The sequence below is a fragment of the Cupriavidus sp. LA-1 genome (assembly GCF_055385985.1).
On the sequence record NZ_AP031387.1, the window covers coordinates 3,435,385 to 3,454,977 of the forward strand.

Genomic DNA, 19,593 nt, shown 5'->3' on the forward strand with positions numbered 1-19,593 from the left:
CGACTTTTCGGCATATGGAAGAAATCAAGATCCGTGGGGCGCGTACCCACAACCTGAAGAACATCAATCTCGACCTGCCGCGCAACCGGCTGATCGTGATCACCGGCCTGTCGGGTTCGGGCAAGTCCTCGCTCGCCTTCGACACGCTCTATGCCGAGGGCCAGCGCCGCTACGTGGAGTCGCTGTCCGCCTATGCCCGCCAGTTCCTGCAGCTGATGGAAAAGCCGGACGTGGACCTGATCGAGGGGCTGTCGCCGGCGATCTCGATCGAGCAGAAGGCCACCAGCCACAACCCGCGCTCGACGGTGGGCACCGTCACCGAGATCCACGACTACCTGCGCCTGCTGTACGCCCGCGCCGGCACGCCCTACTGCCCCGACCACAACCTGGCGCTGGAAGCCCAGAGCGTGTCGCAGATGGTCGACGCCGTGCTGGCGCTGCCGGAAGACACCAAGCTGATGATCCTGGCGCCGGTGGTGGCCGACCGCAAGGGCGAGCACATGGACCTGTTCGACAGCATGCAGGCGCAGGGCTTCGTGCGCTTTCGCATCCGCTCGGGCGGCGGCGCCGCGCACGAGGCCGAGGCCAGGGTCTATGAGGTCGACGCGCTGCCGAAACTGAAGAAGACCGAGAAGCACACCATCGAAGTGGTGGTGGATCGCGTCAAGGTGCGCGCCGACATCAAGCAGCGCCTGGCCGAGTCGTTCGAGACCGCGTTGCGCCTGGCCGATGGCCGCGCGCTTGCGCTGGAACTCGACAGCGGCAAGGAGCATATGTTCAGCTCCAAGTTTGCCTGCCCGATCTGCTCGTATTCGCTGCAGGAGCTGGAGCCGCGGCTGTTCTCGTTCAACAACCCGATGGGCGCCTGCCCGAGCTGCGACGGGCTTGGCCAGATCACCTTCTTCGACCCAAAGCGCGTGGTGGCCTTCCCCAACCTGTCGCTGGCTTCGGGCGCGATCAAGGGCTGGGACCGCCGCAACCAGTTCTATTTCCAGATGCTGCAGAGCCTGGCGGCGTTCTACGATTTCGACACCGAGACCGCGTTCGAAGACCTGCCCGAAAACGTGCAGCAGGTGGTGCTGCACGGCTCCGGCGAACAGGAAATCCCGTTCACCTATATGAACGAGCGCGGCCGCACCACGGTGCGCGAGCATGTGTTCGAAGGGATCATTCCCAACCTGGAGCGCCGCTATCGCGAGACCGATTCGGTCGCGGTGCGCGAGGAGCTGGCCAAGTACCAGAACAACCAGCCCTGCCCCGCCTGCCACGGCACCCGCCTGCGCACCGAGGCGCGCCACGTCAAGCTGGGCGAGGGCGAACAGGCGCGCGCGATCTTCGAGATCAACGGCTGGCCGCTGCGCGACGCGCTGACTTACTTCCTGACGCTGGACATGCACGGCGCCAAGCGCGAGATCGCCGACAAGATCGTCAAGGAGATCACCGCGCGGCTGAACTTCCTCAACAACGTCGGGCTGGACTACCTGTCGCTGGAGCGCAGCGCCGATACGCTGTCGGGCGGCGAGGCCCAGCGCATCCGGCTGGCTTCGCAGATCGGCTCGGGCCTGACCGGCGTGATGTACGTGCTGGACGAGCCCTCGATCGGCCTGCACCAGCGCGACAACGACCGCCTGATCGGCACCCTCAAGCACCTGCGCGATATCGGCAACTCGGTGCTGGTGGTCGAGCACGACGAGGACATGATCCGCGCCTGCGACTACGTGGTCGACATCGGCCCGGGCGCCGGCGTGCACGGCGGCATGATCGTGGCCGAGGGCACGCCGCGGCAGATCGAGGAATCGCCGGCGTCGCTGACCGGCCAGTACCTGTCCGGCCAGCGCCGCATCGAAGTCCCGAAGGAACGCGCCGCGCCGGACCATGAGCGCCTGCTGCGCATCGTCAACGCCAGCGGCAACAACCTGCGCAATGTCACCGCCGAGGTGCCGGTGGGCCTGCTGACCTGCATCACCGGCGTGTCCGGCTCGGGCAAGTCGACGCTGATCAACGACACGCTCTACCACGCGGTGGCGCGCCACCTGTACGGCTCCACGGCGGAGCCGGCGGCGCACGACCGCATCGAGGGGCTTGAGCATTTCGACAAGGTCATCAACGTCGACCAGAGCCCGATCGGCCGCACGCCGCGATCCAATCCGGCCACCTACACCGGCCTGTTCACGCCGATCCGCGAGCTGTTCGCCGGCGTGCCGTCGGCCAAGGAGCGCGGCTACGATCCGGGCCGCTTCTCGTTCAACGTCAAGGGCGGGCGCTGCGAGTCCTGCCAGGGCGACGGCGTGCTCAAGGTCGAGATGCACTTCCTGCCCGACGTCTACGTGCCATGTGACGTCTGCCACGGCAAGCGCTACAACCGCGAGACGCTGGAAGTCCTGTACAAGGGCAAGAACATCTCCGAGGTGCTGGACCTGACCGTCGAGCAGGCGCACGAGTTCTTCAGCGCCGTGCCGGTGGTGCGGCGCAAGCTGCAGACGCTGCTGGACGTGGGCCTGGGGTACATCCGGCTGGGCCAGTCGGCGACCACGCTGTCGGGCGGCGAAGCGCAGCGCGTCAAGCTGTCGCTGGAGCTGTCCAAGCGCGATACCGGGCGCACGCTCTATATCCTGGACGAGCCCACCACCGGGCTGCACTTCCACGACATCGAGCTGCTGCTCAAGGTCATCCACAAGCTGCGCGACCAGGGCAATACCGTGGTCATCATCGAGCACAACCTGGACGTCATCAAGACCGCCGACTGGCTCATCGACATGGGCCCCGAGGGCGGCGCCGGCGGCGGCCAGGTGATCGCGCGCGGCACGCCGGAGGATGTCGCCAGGAGCAAGGCGAGCTTTACCGGCAAGTACCTGAAGCCGTTGCTGGAGCGGTAAGGCCTTAGGAATTTTCAGCTACAGGCCCGGCAAGAAATGTCGCGACTCGCTTACGTAAGCAATGGTACTAGTTGAGGTGTATCAATATGAGGTGACATTGTTGTCTTCGTAGCCGTCAAACTGCATCGGCCGCCCTTTCCATGCCCTAGGCTGAAAGGACGGACGCGACAAATCACGTCTTCCCTTTTCACAACGACGAGGAGACACCGATGCAGTTTCGAATTCGGGATGTGGTCAGGGTGGCTACCCTTGGGGCTGCTGTAAGCGCGAGCACCACCAATGCACAGAATGCGCCTGACAACGCGATACCCAATGCAGATGGCTCACGGACCATTTTGAGGTCGCAACAACTGCCTGAGGCCAACGAGCGCCACGCGCGCTGGTGTCAAATGCACGGCGGGGTGGACGTTACAAACGAAGGGGATCTGACGCTCGGCGGAAAAACGTTAGACGCGGTCATCTGTCGGCGACTTGACCCTTCGGTGCCGGGATTCTCCGGCGCATATGTTCCAAAGAATCCCAACCAGACCATCATCTCGCCCGACACTGAGATGGAGAAGGCTCCCTTCATCATTCCGGAGCGCCCGCGGATGGCGCCAGAGCAAGAGAGCTCGCTGGCCCCACATTCCTCCGCGGTCATTCCCACCATAAGCGTCTAGCCCGACGGACTTCAGTCCCTACCATTTGCGGCAATCCAGGTTGCGAATACGTGGCCCCTGCACTGCTGCCGCAAGGCACGCGCGGCACCGGCTTGCATTCGGTGCCGCAGGGCCTACCATGGACGGCGACGGCCATGACGGCCGTCTCAGCCAACGCGTGGAGGCCCCACCATGGAACTCCTGTCCGTACCAGTCACCAAGCCGGAAGCCACCAACTTCATCTTGGGGCAGTCCCATTTCATCAAGACCGTGGAAGACCTGCATGAGGCGCTGGTGAGCACCGTGCCGGGCATCCGCTTCGGGCTGGCGTTCTGCGAGGCCTCGGGCAAGCGGCTGGTGCGCTGGTCGGGCACCGACGAGAGCCTGATCGACCTCGCCTGCGAGAATGCGCGCGCCATCGGCGCCGGGCATAGTTTCCTGATCTTCCTAGGCGACGGCTTCTTCCCGGTGAACGTGCTGCCCGCGGTGCGGGCGGTGCCGGAGGTGTGCCGCATCTTCTGCGCCACCGCCAACCCAACCCAGGTGCTGGTCGCCCAGACCGACGCCGGGCGCGGCGTGGTGGGCGTGATCGATGGCGCCTCGCCGCTGGGGATCGAAACCGATGCGGATGTGGCCGAGCGCAAGGCGCTGTTGCGCAAGTTCGGCTACAAGCTCTGACGCCGGCTGTCAGTGCTGCGCCGCCGGTACGCGCGGCACCGGCGGCAGGTCGTCTTCCTTCATGCGGCTGCGGTTGAGCACGCCGGCCTGCTCCAGCACCGGGTAGGCGGTGGCGCAGAACAGCGAATTCAGGCGCTTCAGTTCGCTGATCACGTCCAGGTGCAGCGAGCTGGTCTCGATGCTCTCGGCGGTCTGCACGGCCACGCGCTGCAGGTGGGTACGCGCGTACTTGCGCTCCAGCTCGCGGAAGTTGGCTTTCTCCGCCATCAGTGCCTGCGCGCTCTTGAGGTCGCCGTTGAGAAACACCGACAGGCCCAGCCGCAGGTTGGCGACCAGGCGCGCGTGCATCTCGGCGATCTCCTGCATGCCGGCCTCGGAGAACATCAGGTTGTGGGCGATCTTCTTGTCCTTGGTATCGAGCAGGATGCGCTCGATGATATCGCCCGCGTGTTCCAGGTTGATGGTGAGCGAGATGATTTCAGTCCAGCGCTGGCCGTCGCGCTCGTCCAGCGCTTCGAGGCTGATGCGGGTCAGGTAGAGCTTGATCGCGGTGTAGAGGTCGTCGACCTCGTTGTCGATGCGGCAGGTGGCGGTGGCCAGCTTGGCGTCGTTGGTGCGCAGCACGCGCAGCATATTGTCCAGCATCTGCTCGATGCGGTCGCCGATGCGCAGCACCTCGCGCGCGGCATTGGACAGCGCCAGCGTGGGCGTGGTCAGCGCGGCGGTATCGAGATGGCGCGGCGTGACCTGGCTGTCGCCGGTATTGCGCCCGGGCAGCACCTTCTCGCACAGCCGCGCCAGCGGCGCGGTGGCGCCCAGCAGCAGCACGGCCAGCGTGACGTTGAACAGCAGGTGGAAGTTGACGATCAGCCGTTGCGGGTCATTGTCGACCAGGGCCAGCAGTTCCTCCGCCTGCGTCAGCAGCGGCAGCGCGACCAGGCAGCCCAGCAGGCGCGACAGCAGGTTGCCCAGCGTCACGCGCTTGCCCGGCTGGTTGTTGCCCGAGGTGGTCAGCAGCGCCGAAATGCCCGAGCCCAGGTTGGCGCCCAGCACCAGCGCCAGCGCCACGTGGATCGACACCACGCCGGCCGAGGCCAGCGCGCCGCAGAACAGCACCACGGCCAGGCTGGAATAGCACAGGATGGTCAGGAAGGCGCCGACCAGCATGTCCAGCCCCGAGTCGCCGGTCAGCGAGGCAAACAGCACCTTGACGCCGGCGGCCTGCACCACGGGACGGGTCGCGATCGAAATCAGTTCCAGTGCCAGGGTGATCAGGCCCAGGCCGATCAGCACGCGGCCGACGTGGCCGGGCCTGCTGCCCTTCCAGGTCAGGTGGCAGATCACGCCGATGAAGATCAGCAGCGGCGACAGCCAGGACAGGTCCAGCGAGAACACCTGCACCATCAGCGCGGTGCCGACGTTGGCGCCGAGCATGATGGCCAGCGCCGGCGCCACGGCGATCAGGCCCTGGCCAACGAAGGAGCTGACGATGACCGCGGTGGCGTTGCTGCTCTGGACCAGCCCGGTAACGCCGAGCCCGGCAAGGAAGGCAGTGAAGCGGTTGGAAACGCTGGTCGACAGGACATGGCGCAGGTTCGCGCCGTAGACGCGCAGGATGCCGACCTTGACGATATTGGTGCCCCAGACGAGCAGGGCAACGCCTGATAACAGGTGAAGGAGTACGCCCATTGTGCGCCCTTGTGTGACCAGTGCCGACAAAACCCTGGGGGCTCGGCCCGGTCATCGTGTAGTTGTCAATGGGGCATTATGCGCCCGCCACCCGACAGCGGCAACGGCGTGGGTGCGGCATCCTGGCAACAGGCTGCACCGGCGGCGCATGCCGCGGCGCAGCGCCTGCAGAGGCGCCCACGCACGCGCCAGCGGCGGCGCTCAGGGCAGCGCGACCTTGATCCCCAGCCCGACAAAGATCGCCCCGGCGGCGCGGTCCAGCCAGCGGCCGGTGGCCGGGCGGCGGCGCAGCCAGGCGCCCAGCCAGCCGGCACAGAGCCCGAACAGCGAGAACACCACCGCGGTCTGCAGCATGAAGACCACGCCCAGCAGCAGGAACTGCAGGCCCGGGTGCGCGGCATCGGCGCGCACGAACTGCGGCAGGAACACCAGGAAGAACAGTGTCACCTTGGGGTTCATCATGTTGCCCAGCACGCTCTGGCGGAACACGCGCGCGAGCGGCACGGCATCGACCTCACCGCCCTGCGCCAGCCCGCCTTTCGCGCGCAGCGCCTGGATGCCGATCCAGATCAGGTAGGCCGCGCCGGCGTACTTGATCAGCTGGAACGCCAGCGGCGACGAGCGCAGCACCGCCGCCAGCCCCACCGCGGCGATCATGGTATGGAACAGGCATCCGACCGAGAAGCCCAGCGCCGCCACCAGCCCGGCGCGCCGTCCCTGCGCCATCCCGCGCGCCAGCACTTGCAGGTTGTCGGGCCCCGGGGCCACGGTCACGGCAATCGAAGTCAGCAGGAACAGCAGCAGGTCAGGCATGGGGTCTCCTTGCGTGGAAATCTTGCGGGTCTGTCAACGCGGCTCAGTGCCCCTCGAACTTGCACACGGTGAACAGCGGCAGGCCGCCGTCCTGCAGCAGCCTGGAGCCACCCAGTTCAGGCAAGTCGACGATGGCGGCGCCCTCCACCACCGTCGCGCCCAGGCGCTCCAGCAGCTTGCGCCCGGCCATCATGGTGCCGCCGGTGGCGATCAGGTCGTCGACCAGCAGCACGCGGTCGCCGGCCTTGCAGGCATCGGCATGGATCTCGACGGTGGCGCTGCCGTATTCCAGCTCATACTCCTCGGCCACGGTCTGGAACGGCAGCTTGCCCTTCTTGCGGATCGGCACGAAGCCCAGGTTCAGTTCATACGCGACGATCGCGCCCAGGATGAAGCCGCGGGCATCGATGCCCGCGACCAGGTCGAGCTGCGCGTCCATGTAGCGGTGCACGAAGACATCGATCAGCACGCGCAGGGTCTTGGGGTTCTGCAGCAGCGGGGTGATGTCGCGGAACATCACGCCCGGCATGGGCCAGTCCGGCACGGTCCGGATGCGCTCGCGCAGGTAGCCGGTGACGTCGCCGAGTTCGGGGGACTGGATGATGGAATCTGCCATAGGGGTCTGCAAACGGAAGGCGCGCGGCGTGGCGCGCCGGTAAAAAAGGGGGACGTATCCCGGGTCAGGCGCGCGCGGTAACCAGTTACCACCCGCGCCGCCGGGGCCGCCAGCACAATGGTCCTGCCGGCCGGACAGGCTGCCTGGGCCGGCCTGCCGCATCCGGCACCCGCCGGACACCCGTAACCATACAGGAGACCGCGATGGCAAAGAAGATTCTGATGCTGGTGGGCGACTACGCCGAAGACTATGAAACCATGGTGCCGTTCCAGGCACTGCAGATGGTCGGCCATACCGTCCACGCGGTCTGCCCCGACAAGCGGGCGGGCGACGCCTGCGCCACCGCCATCCATGACTTTGAGGGCGACCAGACCTACAGCGAGAAGCGCGGCCACAACTTCACGCTGAATGCGACCTTTGCCGAGATCGACCCGGCCGCGTACGACGCGCTGGTCATCCCCGGCGGCCGCGCCCCCGAATACCTGCGCCTGAATGCGCGCGTGCTGGAGATCGTGCGCCACTTCGCCCAGGCCGACAAGCCGATCGCCGCGGTCTGCCACGGCGCCCAGCTGCTGGCCGCGGCGGGCGTGCTGGAAGGCAAGACCTGCTCCGCCTACCCCGCCTGCGCGCCCGAGGTGAAGCTGGCCGGCGGCACCTATGCCGATATCCAGGTCGACCAGGCCCATACCGACGGCAACCTCGTCACCGCCCCGGCCTGGCCCGCGCATCCGGCCTGGCTGGCGCAGTTTCTTGCCGTGCTGGGCACGCGGATCGTACATTAGAGCTTTCCGCACGCGGCGCCCCCACGCGTGAAGGCACGGCTCGCTCCCATGCGGCGAGCCATGCACATGCCTGCCGGCAGCGCCGCCCGCACGGGAGCATCCATGTGTGAAATTTTTATCCGCGCCAATCCGGCGTCGTACCAAAGCCAGTCGCGCTCGCTGCGCCTGCACGGCGTGGCCACCAGCATCCGGCTGGAAAGCCTGTTCTGGGAAGTGCTGGAAGAACTGGCGCAGCGCGACGGCATGACTGTCAACCAGCTGATCACGCGCCTGCACGATGAACTGACCGAACATCGCGGCAGCGAGGCGGTGGCGGGCAATTTCTCGTCCTTCCTGCGCGTGTGCTGCCTGCGCTACCTGATGCTGCAGGGCGAGGGCCGCATCCCGGCCGATACCAGCGTGCCGATCCGCTCGCTGGACGCGCGCGCGGTGCTGGACAACCTGCCGGAATCCTGGGTCGAGGCGCGTCCCCACTGACGTGCCCGCACCCGGCCTGGCTCAGCCGTTCAGGATGCGCGTTTCCGCGGCCTCCAGCGCCTCTGGCGGGCCGCGCAGCACCACGATATCGCCCGGTTCCAGCACGGTCTCGGGCTGCGGATCGAAGGCGCGGATGCCGCGCCGGCGTACCGCGGTGACCTCTACCCCGATCCGGTCCAGCCCCAGCACGCCCAGGCGACGCCCCACCGCGGTGGATTGCGGCCCGAGCGACACCGAATGCAGCCGCACCGAATCACGCTCGACCATGTCCTCGTCATCGTCGCGGCCGTGGAAATAGCCGCGCAGCAGGCTGTAGCGCGCGTCGCGCGCCTGCTGCACGCCGCGCACCACCCGGCGCATCGGCACGCCCAGCAGCACCAGCGCGTGCGAGGCCAGCATCAGGCTGCCCTCGATGATCTCAGGCACCACTTCGGTGGCGCCGGCCTTCTGCAGCGTGTCGAGTTCTGAATCGTCCACCGTGCGCACGATCACCGGCAGCGCGGGCGCCACTTCCTGGACATGGTGCAGCACCTTGAGCGCCGACGGCGTGTTGGCATAGGTGACGATCAGCGCGGCGGCGCGGTGGATGCCGGCGGCGATCAGCGCCTCGCGCCGGCCCGCGTCGCCGTAGACCACGGTATCGCCGGCGGCGGCGGCCTCACGGACCCGGTCGGGGTCCAGGTCCAGCGCCACATAGTTGATGCCCTCGCGCTCCAGCATATGCGCCAGGTTCTGCCCGCTGCGGCCGAAGCCGCAGATGATGGCGTGCTTCTCGGTCTGCAGGCTCTGCGCGGCGATGCGGGTCATGTTCAGCGACTGCAGCAGCCATTCGTTGGCGGTAAAGCGCAGCACGATGGCGTCGCTGTACTGGATCAGGAACGGCGCCGCCAGCATCGACAGCAGCATCGACGCCAGGATCACCTGGATCAGCACCGGGTCGACCAGGTTCAGGCCGTCGATCTGGTTCAGCAGCACGAAACCGAATTCGCCCGCCTGCGCCAGCCCCAGCCCGGTGCGGATGGCCACGCCCTGGCGCGAGCCGAAGACCCGCGCCAACACCGAGATCAGCACCAGTTTGAACAGTATCGGCACCACCAGCAGCGCCAGCACCAGCCACGCGTGGTCCAGCACCACGCGGATATTGAGCAGCATGCCGATGGTGACGAAGAACAGCCCCAGCAGCACGTCGCGGAACGGCTTGATGTCCTCTTCCACCTGGTGGCGGTAGGGCGTCTCGGAGATCAGCATGCCCGCCATGAAGGCGCCCAGCGCCATCGACAGGCCCAGCCGCTCGGTCAGCGCCGCCATGCCCAGCGTCACCAGCAGCAGGTTCAGCATGAACAGTTCCTGCGAGCGGCGCGCCGCCACCACATGGAACCAGCGGCTCATCAGGCGCTGACCGAGGAAAAAGATGGCGCCCAGTGCCACCACGATCTTGAGCATGGCCAGGCCCAGCGCCGCCATCAGGTCGCCCGGATCGCGCGACAGCGCCGGAATCACGATCAGCAGCGGCACCACCGCCAGGTCCTGGAACAGCAGGATGCTGATGATATTGCGGCCGTGCTCGCTCTCCAGCTCCATGCGCTCGGACAGCATCTTGGAGACGATCGCAGTGGAAGACATGGCCAGCGCCCCGCCCAGCGCCACGGACGCCTGCCAGGACAGCGGAAAGAGCCAGTTGAACGCCCAGCTGGCCGGCACCACCGCCAGCAGCGACAGCACCACCTGCGAGCCGCCCATGCCAAACACCAGCCGCTTCATCGAGCGCAGCTTGGTCAGGTTGAATTCCAGCCCGATCGAGAACATCAGGAAGACCACGCCGAATTCGGCCAGGTACTTGGTCTGCGCGGTGTCGCTGGCCAGCCCCAGCGCGTGCGGGCCGATCAGGATGCCCACGGCCAGGTAGCCCAGCATCGGCGGCAGCTGCAGCATGCGGAATGCGACCACGCCAAAGACGGCGGCGGCCAGCAGCACCAGGGTCAGTTCCAGCGGAGAATGCATCAGGAGGTCTGGGTGACCGGCCAGGCGCGCGTCCGACCCGGCACGGGCACCCTGCCGGCAAAATACGGCGAGCACGGCAAGCACGATGTGCGCCATGGGGTCGGGCCAGGCGCCATCGCATTCGTTGGTATACTTCGTCGCCATGATAGCCAATTTCGATGCGGATCGAGCACTCAGGCTCGCCCGAGACACCCTCCAGACTGAAGCCGACGCGGTTTCCGCACTTTCCGGACGCCTGAACGGCGACTTTGCCCGTGCCGTGCAGCTGATCCTGCAATGCACCGGGCGCGTCGTCGTCTCCGGCATCGGCAAGTCCGGCCATATCGGGCGCAAGGTCGCTGCCACGCTGGCCTCGACCGGCACACCGGCGTTCTTCGTGCACCCGGCCGAAGCCAGCCACGGCGACCTGGGCATGGTCACGCGCGACGACGTGCTGATCGCCTTTTCCAATTCGGGCGAGACCGGCGAGCTGCTGTCGATCATCCCGATCGTCAAGCGCATCGGCGCGCGGCTGATCTCGGTCACCGGCAACCCCGACTCCAACCTGGCCAGGCTGGCCGACGTCCACCTGGACGCGGCGGTCGAGAAGGAAGCCTGCCCGCTGAACCTGGCGCCGACGGCCAGCACCACCGCGGCGCTGGCGCTGGGCGATGCGCTGGCGGTGGCGGTGCTGGACGCGCGCGGTTTCGGCGAGGAAGACTTCGCCCGCTCGCACCCCGGCGGCGCGCTCGGGCGCAAGCTGCTGACCCATGTGCGCGACGTGATGCGCACCGGCAACGCCGTGCCCGAGGTGCGTGAGAACACGCCGCTGGCCCAGGCGCTGATGGAAATCACCCGCAAGGGCATGGCCATGACCGCGGTGGTCGACCCGGACGGGCACGCCATCGGCGTGTTCACCGACGGCGACCTGCGCCGCCTGCTGGAAACCCCGCGCGACTGGAAGACCGTGCCCATCGGCGAGGTCATGCACCGCAACCCGCGCGTGGTCAACGAGAACCAGCTGGCCGTGGAAGCGGTGCAGGTGATGGAAGCCAACCGCATCAACCAGCTGCTGGTGGTGGATGACGCCGGCCGCCTGACCGGCGCGCTGCATATCCACGACCTGACGCGCGCCAAGGTCATCTGAGCGGGCGCGGGCCCGCCACAACCGGCACAACGCCAAGGACACCATGCAGGCACTCCTCGCCTCCCTCAGCGGCATCGTCATGCGGCTGCTGCCGCTGCTGCTGATGGCCATCGTGGCGGGCAGCACGTTCTGGCTGGTCCAGATCAACTCCCCCAAGGAAGACCAGGCCGCGCAGAACACCAAGAAGCACGAGCCTGACTACTTCATGGACCACTTCTCGGCCACCGAGCTGGCGCCTGACGGCAGCACCAAGATTCGCTTCACCGGCGATCGCATGGTCCATTTCGAGGACGACCAGACCTACGAGGTCACGCGTCCCGCCATGCGCGCGTATCAGCCGGAGCGCCCGCCGGTGACCGCCCGCGCCGACATCGGCCGCATGAACGCCGAAGGCTCGGTGATCGACCTGTACGACAACGGCTTCGTGCTGCGCCAGCAGGGCGCGGACGCGTCCAAGGACCCGCAGCTTACCGCGGCCTCGAGCTACTTCCAGCTGCTGATCAACGACGACATCGTCAAGACCGACAAGCCGGTCAAGCTCACGCGTGGCCCCTCGGTGATGACTGCCAACGGCCTGATCTTCAACAACGTCACCCGCGAAGTACAATTGCTCGGCAATGTGCGCGGCACTATCGTCACCGGGCCGTCGCCGGCCCGCGCGCCGGGTTCCTGAACCCTGGCCCAGCGGGGCCGCGCACGCGGCGCCGGCACGCACGAACGCATGCAGACCCGTGCAAACCCGCGTGAAACCGCACCACCAAGTATCCCGACGCCTTCAAGCAACCCTGCCAACATGACCGCTTCCCTGACGACTTCGTCCCGTCGACGCACCGCCCCGGCCCTGCTCGCGCTGGCCATGGCTTTCGGCCTGCTGGCCCAGCCTGCCCTTGCCGAGCGCGCGGACCGCGACAAGCCGATGGTGCTGGAGGCGGACAACGCCAGCTACGACGACGTCAAGCAGATCTATACGCTGACCGGCAATGTGGTGCTGACCAAGGGCACCATGATCCTGAAGTCGGACGCCGCCGAGCTGCGCACCGACCCCGAGGGCTACCAGTTCGCGGTGGCCACCGCCAAGCCGGGCAAGCAGGCCTACATCCGGCAAAAGCGCGAAGGCGTCGACGAATACATCGACGGCTGGGGCGACCGCATCGAATACGACGGCAAGCAGGAATTCTCCAAGCTGATCGGCAATGCCCGCATGGCGCGCCTGCAGGGTGCCAAGCTGGTCGACGAGATCCGCGGCGCGGTGCTGACCTACGACAGCCGCAAGGAGTTCTACACGGCCGCCGGCGGCAGCGGCGACGCCGCCGCCGCCAATTCGTCCGGCCGCGTGCGCGCGGTACTGTCGCCGCGCCAGGACCCGAAGGCCGGCACCCCGGGCAGCGGCGGCTCGCCGCTGGACCTGAAGCCGGCCCCCGCGCCCGCCAACAAACCATGACGCCGGGCGCGGACCTGCCCGCCCGCGCCTGAAACGCCCGAACGCCTGACTGTGCCTATGACCGATACCGCAACCATCGCCGACAAGCCTTCCGTCGAAGCCTCCACCGTCCTTCCCGGCGGCAGCACGCTGGTCGTGCGCCACCTGAAGAAGCGCTATGGCTCGCGCACGGTGGTCAAGGACGTCTCGCTCGACGTGAAGAGCGGCGAGGTGGTCGGGCTGCTCGGCCCCAACGGCGCGGGCAAGACCACGTCGTTCTACATGATCGTGGGCCTGGTGGCGCTGGACGAGGGCGATATCGTGCTCGACGGCGACCATATCAGCGGCCTGCCGATCCACGAGCGCGCGCGCATGGGGCTGTCGTACCTGCCGCAGGAAGCCTCGGTGTTCCGCAAGCTCAACGTCGAGGAGAACATCCGCGCGGTGCTGGAACTGCAGCTGGACAAGGGCAAGCCGCTGGCCAAGGCCGAGATCGAGCGCCGCCTGGATTCGCTGCTCGACGACCTGCAGATCGCGCACCTGCGCAACAACCCCGCGCTGTCGCTGTCGGGCGGCGAGCGCCGCCGCGTGGAAATTGCACGCGCGCTGGCGTCGTCGCCGCGCTTTATCCTGCTGGACGAGCCCTTCGCCGGCGTGGACCCGATCGCCGTGGGCGAGATCCAGCGCATCGTCAGCTTCCTCAAGGCGCGCAATATCGGCGTGCTGATCACCGACCACAATGTGCGCGAGACGCTCGGCATCTGCGATCACGCCTACATCATCAGCGAAGGCGCGGTGCTGGCCGAGGGCCAGCCCGAGGAAATCATCGCCAATGACGCCGTGCGGCGCGTCTACCTGGGCGAGAACTTCCGCATGTGACATGACGGCCTGCCCCTTGCGCGGCAGGCATTCCGGCGGGGCGCGCGCAGCCGCCCCACAGCCAGCGTCGATCGGAGTCCATCAGCGATAGCAATTTCCGTTCCAACATCGGAAAGATGCGCATAAAATAGGTCGCATGAAACCGTCGCTACAGCTCCGCCTCTCCCAGCATCTGGCACTGACCCCGCAGTTGCAGCAGTCGATCCGGCTGCTGCAGCTTTCCACGCTGGAACTGCAGCAGGAAGTCGAACAGGCCCTGACGGAAAACCCGCTGCTCGAGCGTGAGAACGACTGGATCGAGAGCCCGCTGCGCGTGGCCGCGGATGGCTCGGTCAATGTCCAGAGCGCACCCGCGCCCGCCCCCGCCGAACCCCAGGGCAATGGCGACGCCCGTGCCGACGGCGCGGGTGACGACGACAGCTTTGGCGACAACAGCAGCGGCGACGACTACGGCAGCAGCGACTGGAGCCTGGACGACTTTGCCCGCCGTCCGCAAGGCGACGAGGACGAAAAGACGCCGATGCAGCTGCGCGAAGCCGAGCCCACGCTGCGCGAATACCTGATGGAGCAGCTGACGCCGCTGAAGATCTCGGCGCGCGACAAGGGCCTGGCCATCTTCCTGATCGAGTCGCTCGACGACGATGGCTACCTGAGCGCATCGCTTGAAGAGATCTGCATGGAGTTGCCCGAAGAACTCGAATTCGAGCTCGACGAAGTCCACGCGATCCTGACACTGCTGCAGAGCTTCGACCCGCCGGGCGTGGGCGCGCGCAATGCCGCCGAATGCCTGGCGCTGCAGCTGCGCCGCCTGACCCACCCGCAGCGCGACCTGGCGCTGAACATCGTCACCAATCACCTGGAGTTGCTGGCGGTACGCGACTACACGCGGCTGAAGAAGGCGCTGCAGGTCGATGAAGCGGCGCTGAAGGCAGCCCACGACCTGATCCGCTCGCTGGCGCCCTACCCGGGCCATGCCTACAGCCGACCGGAAGCCGATTTCGTGGTGCCGGATGTGTTCGTGCGCAAGAGCGGCGGCGGCTGGATCGCGCAGCTCAACCCGGATGTGATGCCAAGGCTGCGCATCAACGATATGTATGCACAAATCCTGCGTGGCGCAAAAGGGGAAACCGGCACCGCGGGGCTGCAGCAGAAACTGCAGGAGGCACGCTGGCTGATCAAGAACATCCAGCAAAGGTTCGATACGATCCTGCGTGTCTCGCAAGCCATTGTCGAGCGTCAAAAGAACTTTTTCACCCACGGTGAAATCGCCATGCGCCCCTTGGTTTTGCGGGAGATTGCCGATACACTGGGATTACACGAGTCAACCATCTCCCGGGTGACGACCAATAAATACATGGCAACGCCGATGGGTACTTTCGAACTGAAGTACTTCTTCGGCAGCCACGTGTCCACCGAAACCGGTGGCGCGGCTTCATCAACGGCCATCCGCGCCTTGATCAAGCAACTGATAGGAGCCGAAGACCCGAGGAATCCCCTTTCCGACAGTCGCATCGCCGAACTGCTGGGTGAGCAAGGCTTCGTTGTCGCACGACGCACCGTTGCCAAGTATCGCGAGGCCCTGAAGATCCCCGCAGTCAATCTCCGCAAGTCTTTGTAGCCGAGCCCACCGCCTGCCTGGTGAGGCTCTTTCAGAAGGAGAAGCGCTATGAACTTCAAGATCAGTGGACACCACCTGGACATCACGCCCCCTCTGCGTGAGTACGTGGAAACGAAGCTGGAGCGAATCGTCAGGCATTTCGATCAGGTCATTGGCGTTAGCGTGCTGCTCTCTGTCGACAATCACAAGGAAAAGGACCGGCGTCAGTACGCAGAAATCAATCTACATCTCAAGGGCAAGGACATCTTTGTCGAGGCGCATCACGAAGACCTATATGCGGCGATCGACGCACTCGTCGACAAGCTGGACCGTCAGGTGATCCGCTACAAGGATCGCGTGCAAGGCCACGACCGCGAAGCGGTCAAGTACCAGATGGCCGCAGCGCAAATGCAGCAATGACCGTGCCCGGCAGCCCCGCAGAGGGCTGCTGACTCAGGATTGAACAGGCAAGCCGCGCCACGAAGCGCGGCTTTTTTGCGCCCTCGCGTTGCGCCGGCCAGAGCCAGGCCGGGCCTGGACTGGCGCCGCGGCGTGCTGTGGCATCGGAGCAAACGCTTTTCACCCGAATGAGCAAGAGTGTTCGCAAGCGCGGCGGCAAGGTGTATGCTGCGCCATACAAAGAGAGGGGAATCCTGGCCGCGCCCTGCATCGGTGCGACGGCTCTTGGCCCGGAGGCACGATTGCATCGCCATGTATCGTTCTGCACCAGCTTGCTCCGCTGCACCGCACAATCCGAGGGTGGCCGCTGCTCTATAATGGGCCGGACGCCTCCGGCCAGGCCAGGGGCAGCCCGGAGCCGGCCCCCTGCCCGGCGGAACGATCCGCCCGCTAACTGAAATCCTGCGCATCGCCCATGAATCGTTTGGCCAAATTGCTGCCACCCGGCAACATCAATCTCGACGTCAGCGTCACCAGCAAGAAGCGTGTGTTTGAGCAGGCCGGGCTCCTCTTCGAGAACAACCATGGCGTCGCGCGCGCCATCGTGACCGACAACCTGTTCGCACGCGAGTCGCTGGGCTCTACCGGCCTGGGCGCCGGCGTGGCGATCCCGCACGGCCGCATCAAGGGACTGAAGCATCCCCTGGCCGCCTTCATGCGCCTGGCCGAGCCGATTCCGTTCGAATCGCCCGACGGCAAGCCGGTATCGCTGCTGATCTTCCTGCTGGTGCCCGAACAGGCCACGCAGCAGCATCTGGAAATCCTGTCCGAGATCGCGCAACTGCTTTCGGACCGCGACATGCGCGAAGGGCTGGCGACACTGCCCACGCCCGATGCGGTGCACGAGTTGCTGATCGCATGGCACCCCTGATCCCCTGATCCCCCAAAGCGGGCCGGCACAGACCGGGCAGGCGCCACGCGCTTCGCACACCGCCCTACCAGTCATACCGCATGGAACTCACCGGCGTCACCTCCCAGTCCATCTTCGACGACAACGCAGCCGACATCAAACTCTCGTGGGTGGCCGGCCTGGAGGGCGCGGACCGCGCCTTTGACGTGGAGTTCGCCCGCGAAGCCACCTCCGCCGCCGACCTGGTGGGCCACCTGAACCTGATCCACCCGAACCGCATCCAGGTGCTCGGCAAACCCGAGATCACCTACTACCAGCGCCTGGACGACGAGACCCGCAAGCGCCAGATGGGCGAGCTGATCCTGCTGGAGCCGCCCTTCCTGGTGATCGCCGACGGCATGGAGCCGCCGCCCGACCTGGAACTGCGCTGCACGCGCTCGTCAACGCCGCTGTTCACCACGCCGGTATCGTCGGCGGCGGTGATCGACCACCTGCGCCTGTACCTGTCGCGCATCTCCGCGCCGCGCGTGACCATGCACGGGGTGTTCCTCGACATCCTGGGCATGGGCGTGCTGATCATGGGTGAATCGGGACTGGGCAAGAGCGAACTGGGCCTGGAACTGATCTCGCGCGGCCACGGGCTGGTGGCCGACGATGCGGTCGACTTCGTCCGGCTGGGGCCGGATTTCATTGAGGGCCGCTGCCCGCCGCTGCTGCAGAACCTGCTGGAAGTGCGCGGCCTGGGCCTGCTCGATATCAAGACCATCTTCGGCGAGACCGCGGTGCGCCGGAAGATGAAGATCAAGCTGGTGGTGCAGCTGGTGCGGCGCAACGACGGCGAGTTCGAGCGGCTGCCGCTCGATTCGCAGTACCTGGACGTGCTGGGCCTGCCGATCCACATGGTCAAGATCCAGGTGGCGGCCGGCCGCAACCTCGCCGTGCTGGTCGAGGCCGCCGTGCGCAACACCATCCTGCGCCTGCGCGGCATCGACACGCTGCGCGACTTCATGGACCGCCAACGCGCCGCCATGCAGGCCGACGTCGTGTCGCGCGGCCAGGGCCGCCTGCTGTAAGCCCGGCGTTTTCAATTGCTTACAACGGGACGGACTCAAAACGTCAACGTTTCTCAGGCATGCTCCGTTTTGTGCTGTAATGGGCATCACGCCCGTTACGGAAGCTGCAACGCCGGCAATGGTGCGCGGCCATGAAGTTTTCCACACCGAGGAGAGCAAGCATGAAGAAACTGATCGCGATGTGCGCGCTGGTCACCCCGATGATCGCCGCGAGCGCCTTTGCGCAGACCGCCGCCACGCCGGCCACCCCCGCCACCCCGGCCAAGCCGGCGGCGACCGCCCCGGCGATGCCTGCCACGTCCGCTACGCCGGCCACCCCGGCCAAGCCCGCGGCCAACGCCCAGCAGGACAAGATGAAGGCCTGCAATACCCAGGCCTCCGGCAAGAAGGGCGACGAACGCAAGGCGTTCATGAAGGAATGCCTGTCCAAGGGCGGCGCACCCATGACCCAGCAGGAGAAAATGGCCTCCTGCAGCAAGTCGGGCAAGGGCAAGAAGGGCGACGAATACAAAGCCTACATGAAGGATTGCCTGTCCAAGTCAGCCTGAACGGCGGCACCAGCTGCAGATGCAATGGCGAACCGGGAGGTTCGCCATTTTGCTTTGTAAACGCACTGTCATGACGCAGCCGGCACCTGATGCTATGCTTCAAGTGCTATGCGCATCATCCTCATCACCGGCATATCCGGTTCCGGCAAGTCCGTCGCACTGAACGTCCTGGAAGATGCAGGCTACTACTGCGTGGACAACCTGCCGGCCCAGTTCATCCCTGAACTGACCCGCTATCTCGACAGCCAGGGCTATACGCACCTGGGCGTGGCCACTGACATCCGCAGCCGCGAGTCCCTGGACCAGCTGCCGGACACCGTGCGCGCGCTGGCCGCCGAGCACCAGGTCGAGGTGGTCTTCCTGACCGCCAGCACCGATGCCCTGGTGCAACGCTATTCCGAGACGCGCCGCCGCCATCCGCTGTCGGTGCGCACCGACGGCGTGACCGGCCCGGGGGGCGAACCCGCCTTCAACGACACCGCGCTGATGGAAGCGATCGAGATGGAGCGCGCGCTGCTGAGCCCCCTGGCCGAGGCCGCGCACCGTATCGACACCAGCAATGTGCGCACCAATACGCTGCGCAGCTGGATCAAGGAGCTGATCCGCGACGACAGCCAGCACCTGACGCTGCTGTTCGAGTCGTTCGGCTTCAAGCACGGCGTGCCCAGCGATGCCGACCTGGTGTTCGACGTGCGCTCGCTGCCCAACCCCTATTACGACCTGGCACTGCGCCCGCTGACGGGCCGTGACACGCCGGTGATCGACTTCCTGCAGGCCCAGCCGATGGTGCTGGCGATGGCCGAGGATATCCGCGCCTACGTCGAAAAGTGGCTGCCAAGTTTCATTGCCGACAACCGCAGCTACCTGACGGTGGCCATCGGCTGCACCGGCGGCCAGCATCGCTCGGTCTATATTGCGGAAAGGCTCGCCAACTATTTCCGGGCGCATGGTAATGTGCTGGTGAGACACCGAGAGCTCGCACCGGCGGGCTGACGCAGGCGCGACTGCCCACCGGCATCCGCACGCAGCGTCGGCCTGTTGGCCCTTTGCTGCGCGATACCCAAGCTGGCA

General features: G+C 66.3%; 19 protein-coding genes. 15 read left to right on the forward strand and 4 right to left on the reverse strand.

Annotated elements, in window-relative coordinates:
• Positions 1–14 precede the first annotated feature (14 nt).
• The 3 genes from uvrA (at position 15) to ACZ5MJ_RS16050 (ending at position 4,192) form a co-directional block, all read left to right on the forward strand.
• Positions 15–2,876, forward strand: coding sequence for an excinuclease ABC subunit UvrA (uvrA, locus tag ACZ5MJ_RS16040; protein WP_464220666.1), 2,862 nt, complete (start codon positions 15–17; stop codon positions 2,874–2,876).
• A 209-nt stretch (positions 2,877–3,085) separates the two neighbouring features.
• On the forward strand, positions 3,086–3,535 hold the full coding sequence (locus ACZ5MJ_RS16045) for a hypothetical protein (protein WP_464220667.1): 450 nt from the start codon (positions 3,086–3,088) through the stop codon (positions 3,533–3,535).
• Between the two features lie 171 nt (positions 3,536–3,706).
• Positions 3,707–4,192, forward strand: coding sequence for an adenosine-specific kinase (locus tag ACZ5MJ_RS16050; RefSeq protein ID WP_464220669.1), 486 nt, complete (start codon positions 3,707–3,709; stop codon positions 4,190–4,192).
• Positions 4,193–4,201: 9 nt separating this feature from the next.
• Here the strand turns inward: ACZ5MJ_RS16050 and ACZ5MJ_RS16055 are convergent, their stop codons facing one another.
• From ACZ5MJ_RS16055 to ACZ5MJ_RS16065, 3 genes are all read right to left on the reverse strand, one after another.
• The gene (locus ACZ5MJ_RS16055) at positions 4,202–5,881 is read right to left on the reverse strand and encodes a Na/Pi cotransporter family protein (protein ID WP_464220671.1); all 1,680 of its coding nucleotides are present in this window, start codon (positions 5,879–5,881) and stop codon (positions 4,202–4,204) included.
• Between the two features lie 201 nt (positions 5,882–6,082).
• The gene (locus ACZ5MJ_RS16060) at positions 6,083–6,694 is read right to left on the reverse strand and encodes a LysE family translocator (protein WP_432259146.1); all 612 of its coding nucleotides are present in this window, start codon (positions 6,692–6,694) and stop codon (positions 6,083–6,085) included.
• A 43-nt stretch (positions 6,695–6,737) separates the two neighbouring features.
• Positions 6,738–7,310: an adenine phosphoribosyltransferase gene (locus ACZ5MJ_RS16065; protein ID WP_432259145.1), complete on the reverse strand. Its 573-nt coding sequence runs from the start codon at positions 7,308–7,310 to the stop codon at positions 6,738–6,740.
• A gap of 203 nt (positions 7,311–7,513) precedes the next feature.
• Here ACZ5MJ_RS16065 and ACZ5MJ_RS16070 point away from each other — a divergent pair, with 203 nt between their 5' ends.
• The gene (locus tag ACZ5MJ_RS16070) at positions 7,514–8,092 is read left to right on the forward strand and encodes a DJ-1/PfpI family protein (protein WP_464220672.1); all 579 of its coding nucleotides are present in this window, start codon (positions 7,514–7,516) and stop codon (positions 8,090–8,092) included.
• Positions 8,093–8,194: 102 nt separating this feature from the next.
• The gene (locus ACZ5MJ_RS16075) at positions 8,195–8,569 is read left to right on the forward strand and encodes a ribbon-helix-helix domain-containing protein (RefSeq protein ID WP_464220674.1); all 375 of its coding nucleotides are present in this window, start codon (positions 8,195–8,197) and stop codon (positions 8,567–8,569) included.
• Between the two features lie 21 nt (positions 8,570–8,590).
• On the opposite strand, the gene ACZ5MJ_RS16080 is transcribed toward ACZ5MJ_RS16075, so the two are convergent.
• Entirely contained in the window at positions 8,591–10,570 is a 1,980-nt protein-coding gene (locus ACZ5MJ_RS16080) for a monovalent cation:proton antiporter family protein (RefSeq protein ID WP_464223740.1), read from the reverse strand.
• 142 nt (positions 10,571–10,712) lie between these two features.
• On the opposite strand from ACZ5MJ_RS16080, the gene ACZ5MJ_RS16085 reads away from it, so the two are divergent.
• The 10 genes from ACZ5MJ_RS16085 to rapZ all read left to right on the forward strand — a co-directional run bounded on the left by ACZ5MJ_RS16085 (position 10,713) and on the right by rapZ (position 19,515).
• Positions 10,713–11,696: a KpsF/GutQ family sugar-phosphate isomerase gene (locus ACZ5MJ_RS16085; protein WP_464220676.1), complete on the forward strand. Its 984-nt coding sequence runs from the start codon at positions 10,713–10,715 to the stop codon at positions 11,694–11,696.
• A 43-nt stretch (positions 11,697–11,739) separates the two neighbouring features.
• Positions 11,740–12,369 carry an LPS export ABC transporter periplasmic protein LptC gene (lptC, locus tag ACZ5MJ_RS16090; protein ID WP_464220679.1) on the forward strand — a complete coding sequence of 210 codons (630 nt, stop codon included), beginning with the start codon at positions 11,740–11,742 and terminating at the stop codon, positions 12,367–12,369.
• 120 nt (positions 12,370–12,489) lie between these two features.
• Positions 12,490–13,137, forward strand: coding sequence for a lipopolysaccharide transport periplasmic protein LptA (lptA, locus tag ACZ5MJ_RS16095; RefSeq protein ID WP_464220680.1), 648 nt, complete (start codon positions 12,490–12,492; stop codon positions 13,135–13,137).
• 57 nt (positions 13,138–13,194) lie between these two features.
• Positions 13,195–13,995, forward strand: a complete 801-nt coding sequence (lptB, locus tag ACZ5MJ_RS16100) for an LPS export ABC transporter ATP-binding protein (RefSeq protein WP_464220681.1) — start codon at positions 13,195–13,197, stop codon at positions 13,993–13,995.
• A gap of 136 nt (positions 13,996–14,131) precedes the next feature.
• Positions 14,132–15,613, forward strand: a complete 1,482-nt coding sequence (locus tag ACZ5MJ_RS16105; RefSeq protein WP_464220682.1) for an RNA polymerase factor sigma-54 — start codon at positions 14,132–14,134, stop codon at positions 15,611–15,613.
• 48 nt (positions 15,614–15,661) lie between these two features.
• A complete protein-coding gene (gene hpf, locus ACZ5MJ_RS16110; RefSeq protein ID WP_010814386.1) occupies positions 15,662–16,012 on the forward strand; it encodes a ribosome hibernation-promoting factor, HPF/YfiA family in 351 nt (116 codons plus the stop codon).
• Positions 16,013–16,466: 454 nt separating this feature from the next.
• Complete coding sequence (locus ACZ5MJ_RS16115) at positions 16,467–16,922, forward strand: PTS sugar transporter subunit IIA (RefSeq protein WP_078195189.1); 456 nt, start codon at positions 16,467–16,469, stop codon at positions 16,920–16,922.
• Between the two features lie 80 nt (positions 16,923–17,002).
• Entirely contained in the window at positions 17,003–17,974 is a 972-nt protein-coding gene (hprK, locus tag ACZ5MJ_RS16120; RefSeq protein WP_078195188.1) for an HPr(Ser) kinase/phosphatase, read from the forward strand.
• Positions 17,975–18,135: 161 nt separating this feature from the next.
• The gene (locus ACZ5MJ_RS16125) at positions 18,136–18,522 is read left to right on the forward strand and encodes a PsiF family protein (RefSeq protein WP_464220684.1); all 387 of its coding nucleotides are present in this window, start codon (positions 18,136–18,138) and stop codon (positions 18,520–18,522) included.
• 108 nt (positions 18,523–18,630) lie between these two features.
• Positions 18,631–19,515, forward strand: a complete 885-nt coding sequence (rapZ, locus tag ACZ5MJ_RS16130; RefSeq protein ID WP_464220686.1) for an RNase adapter RapZ — start codon at positions 18,631–18,633, stop codon at positions 19,513–19,515.
• The last annotated feature ends 78 nt before the right edge of the window (positions 19,516–19,593 follow it).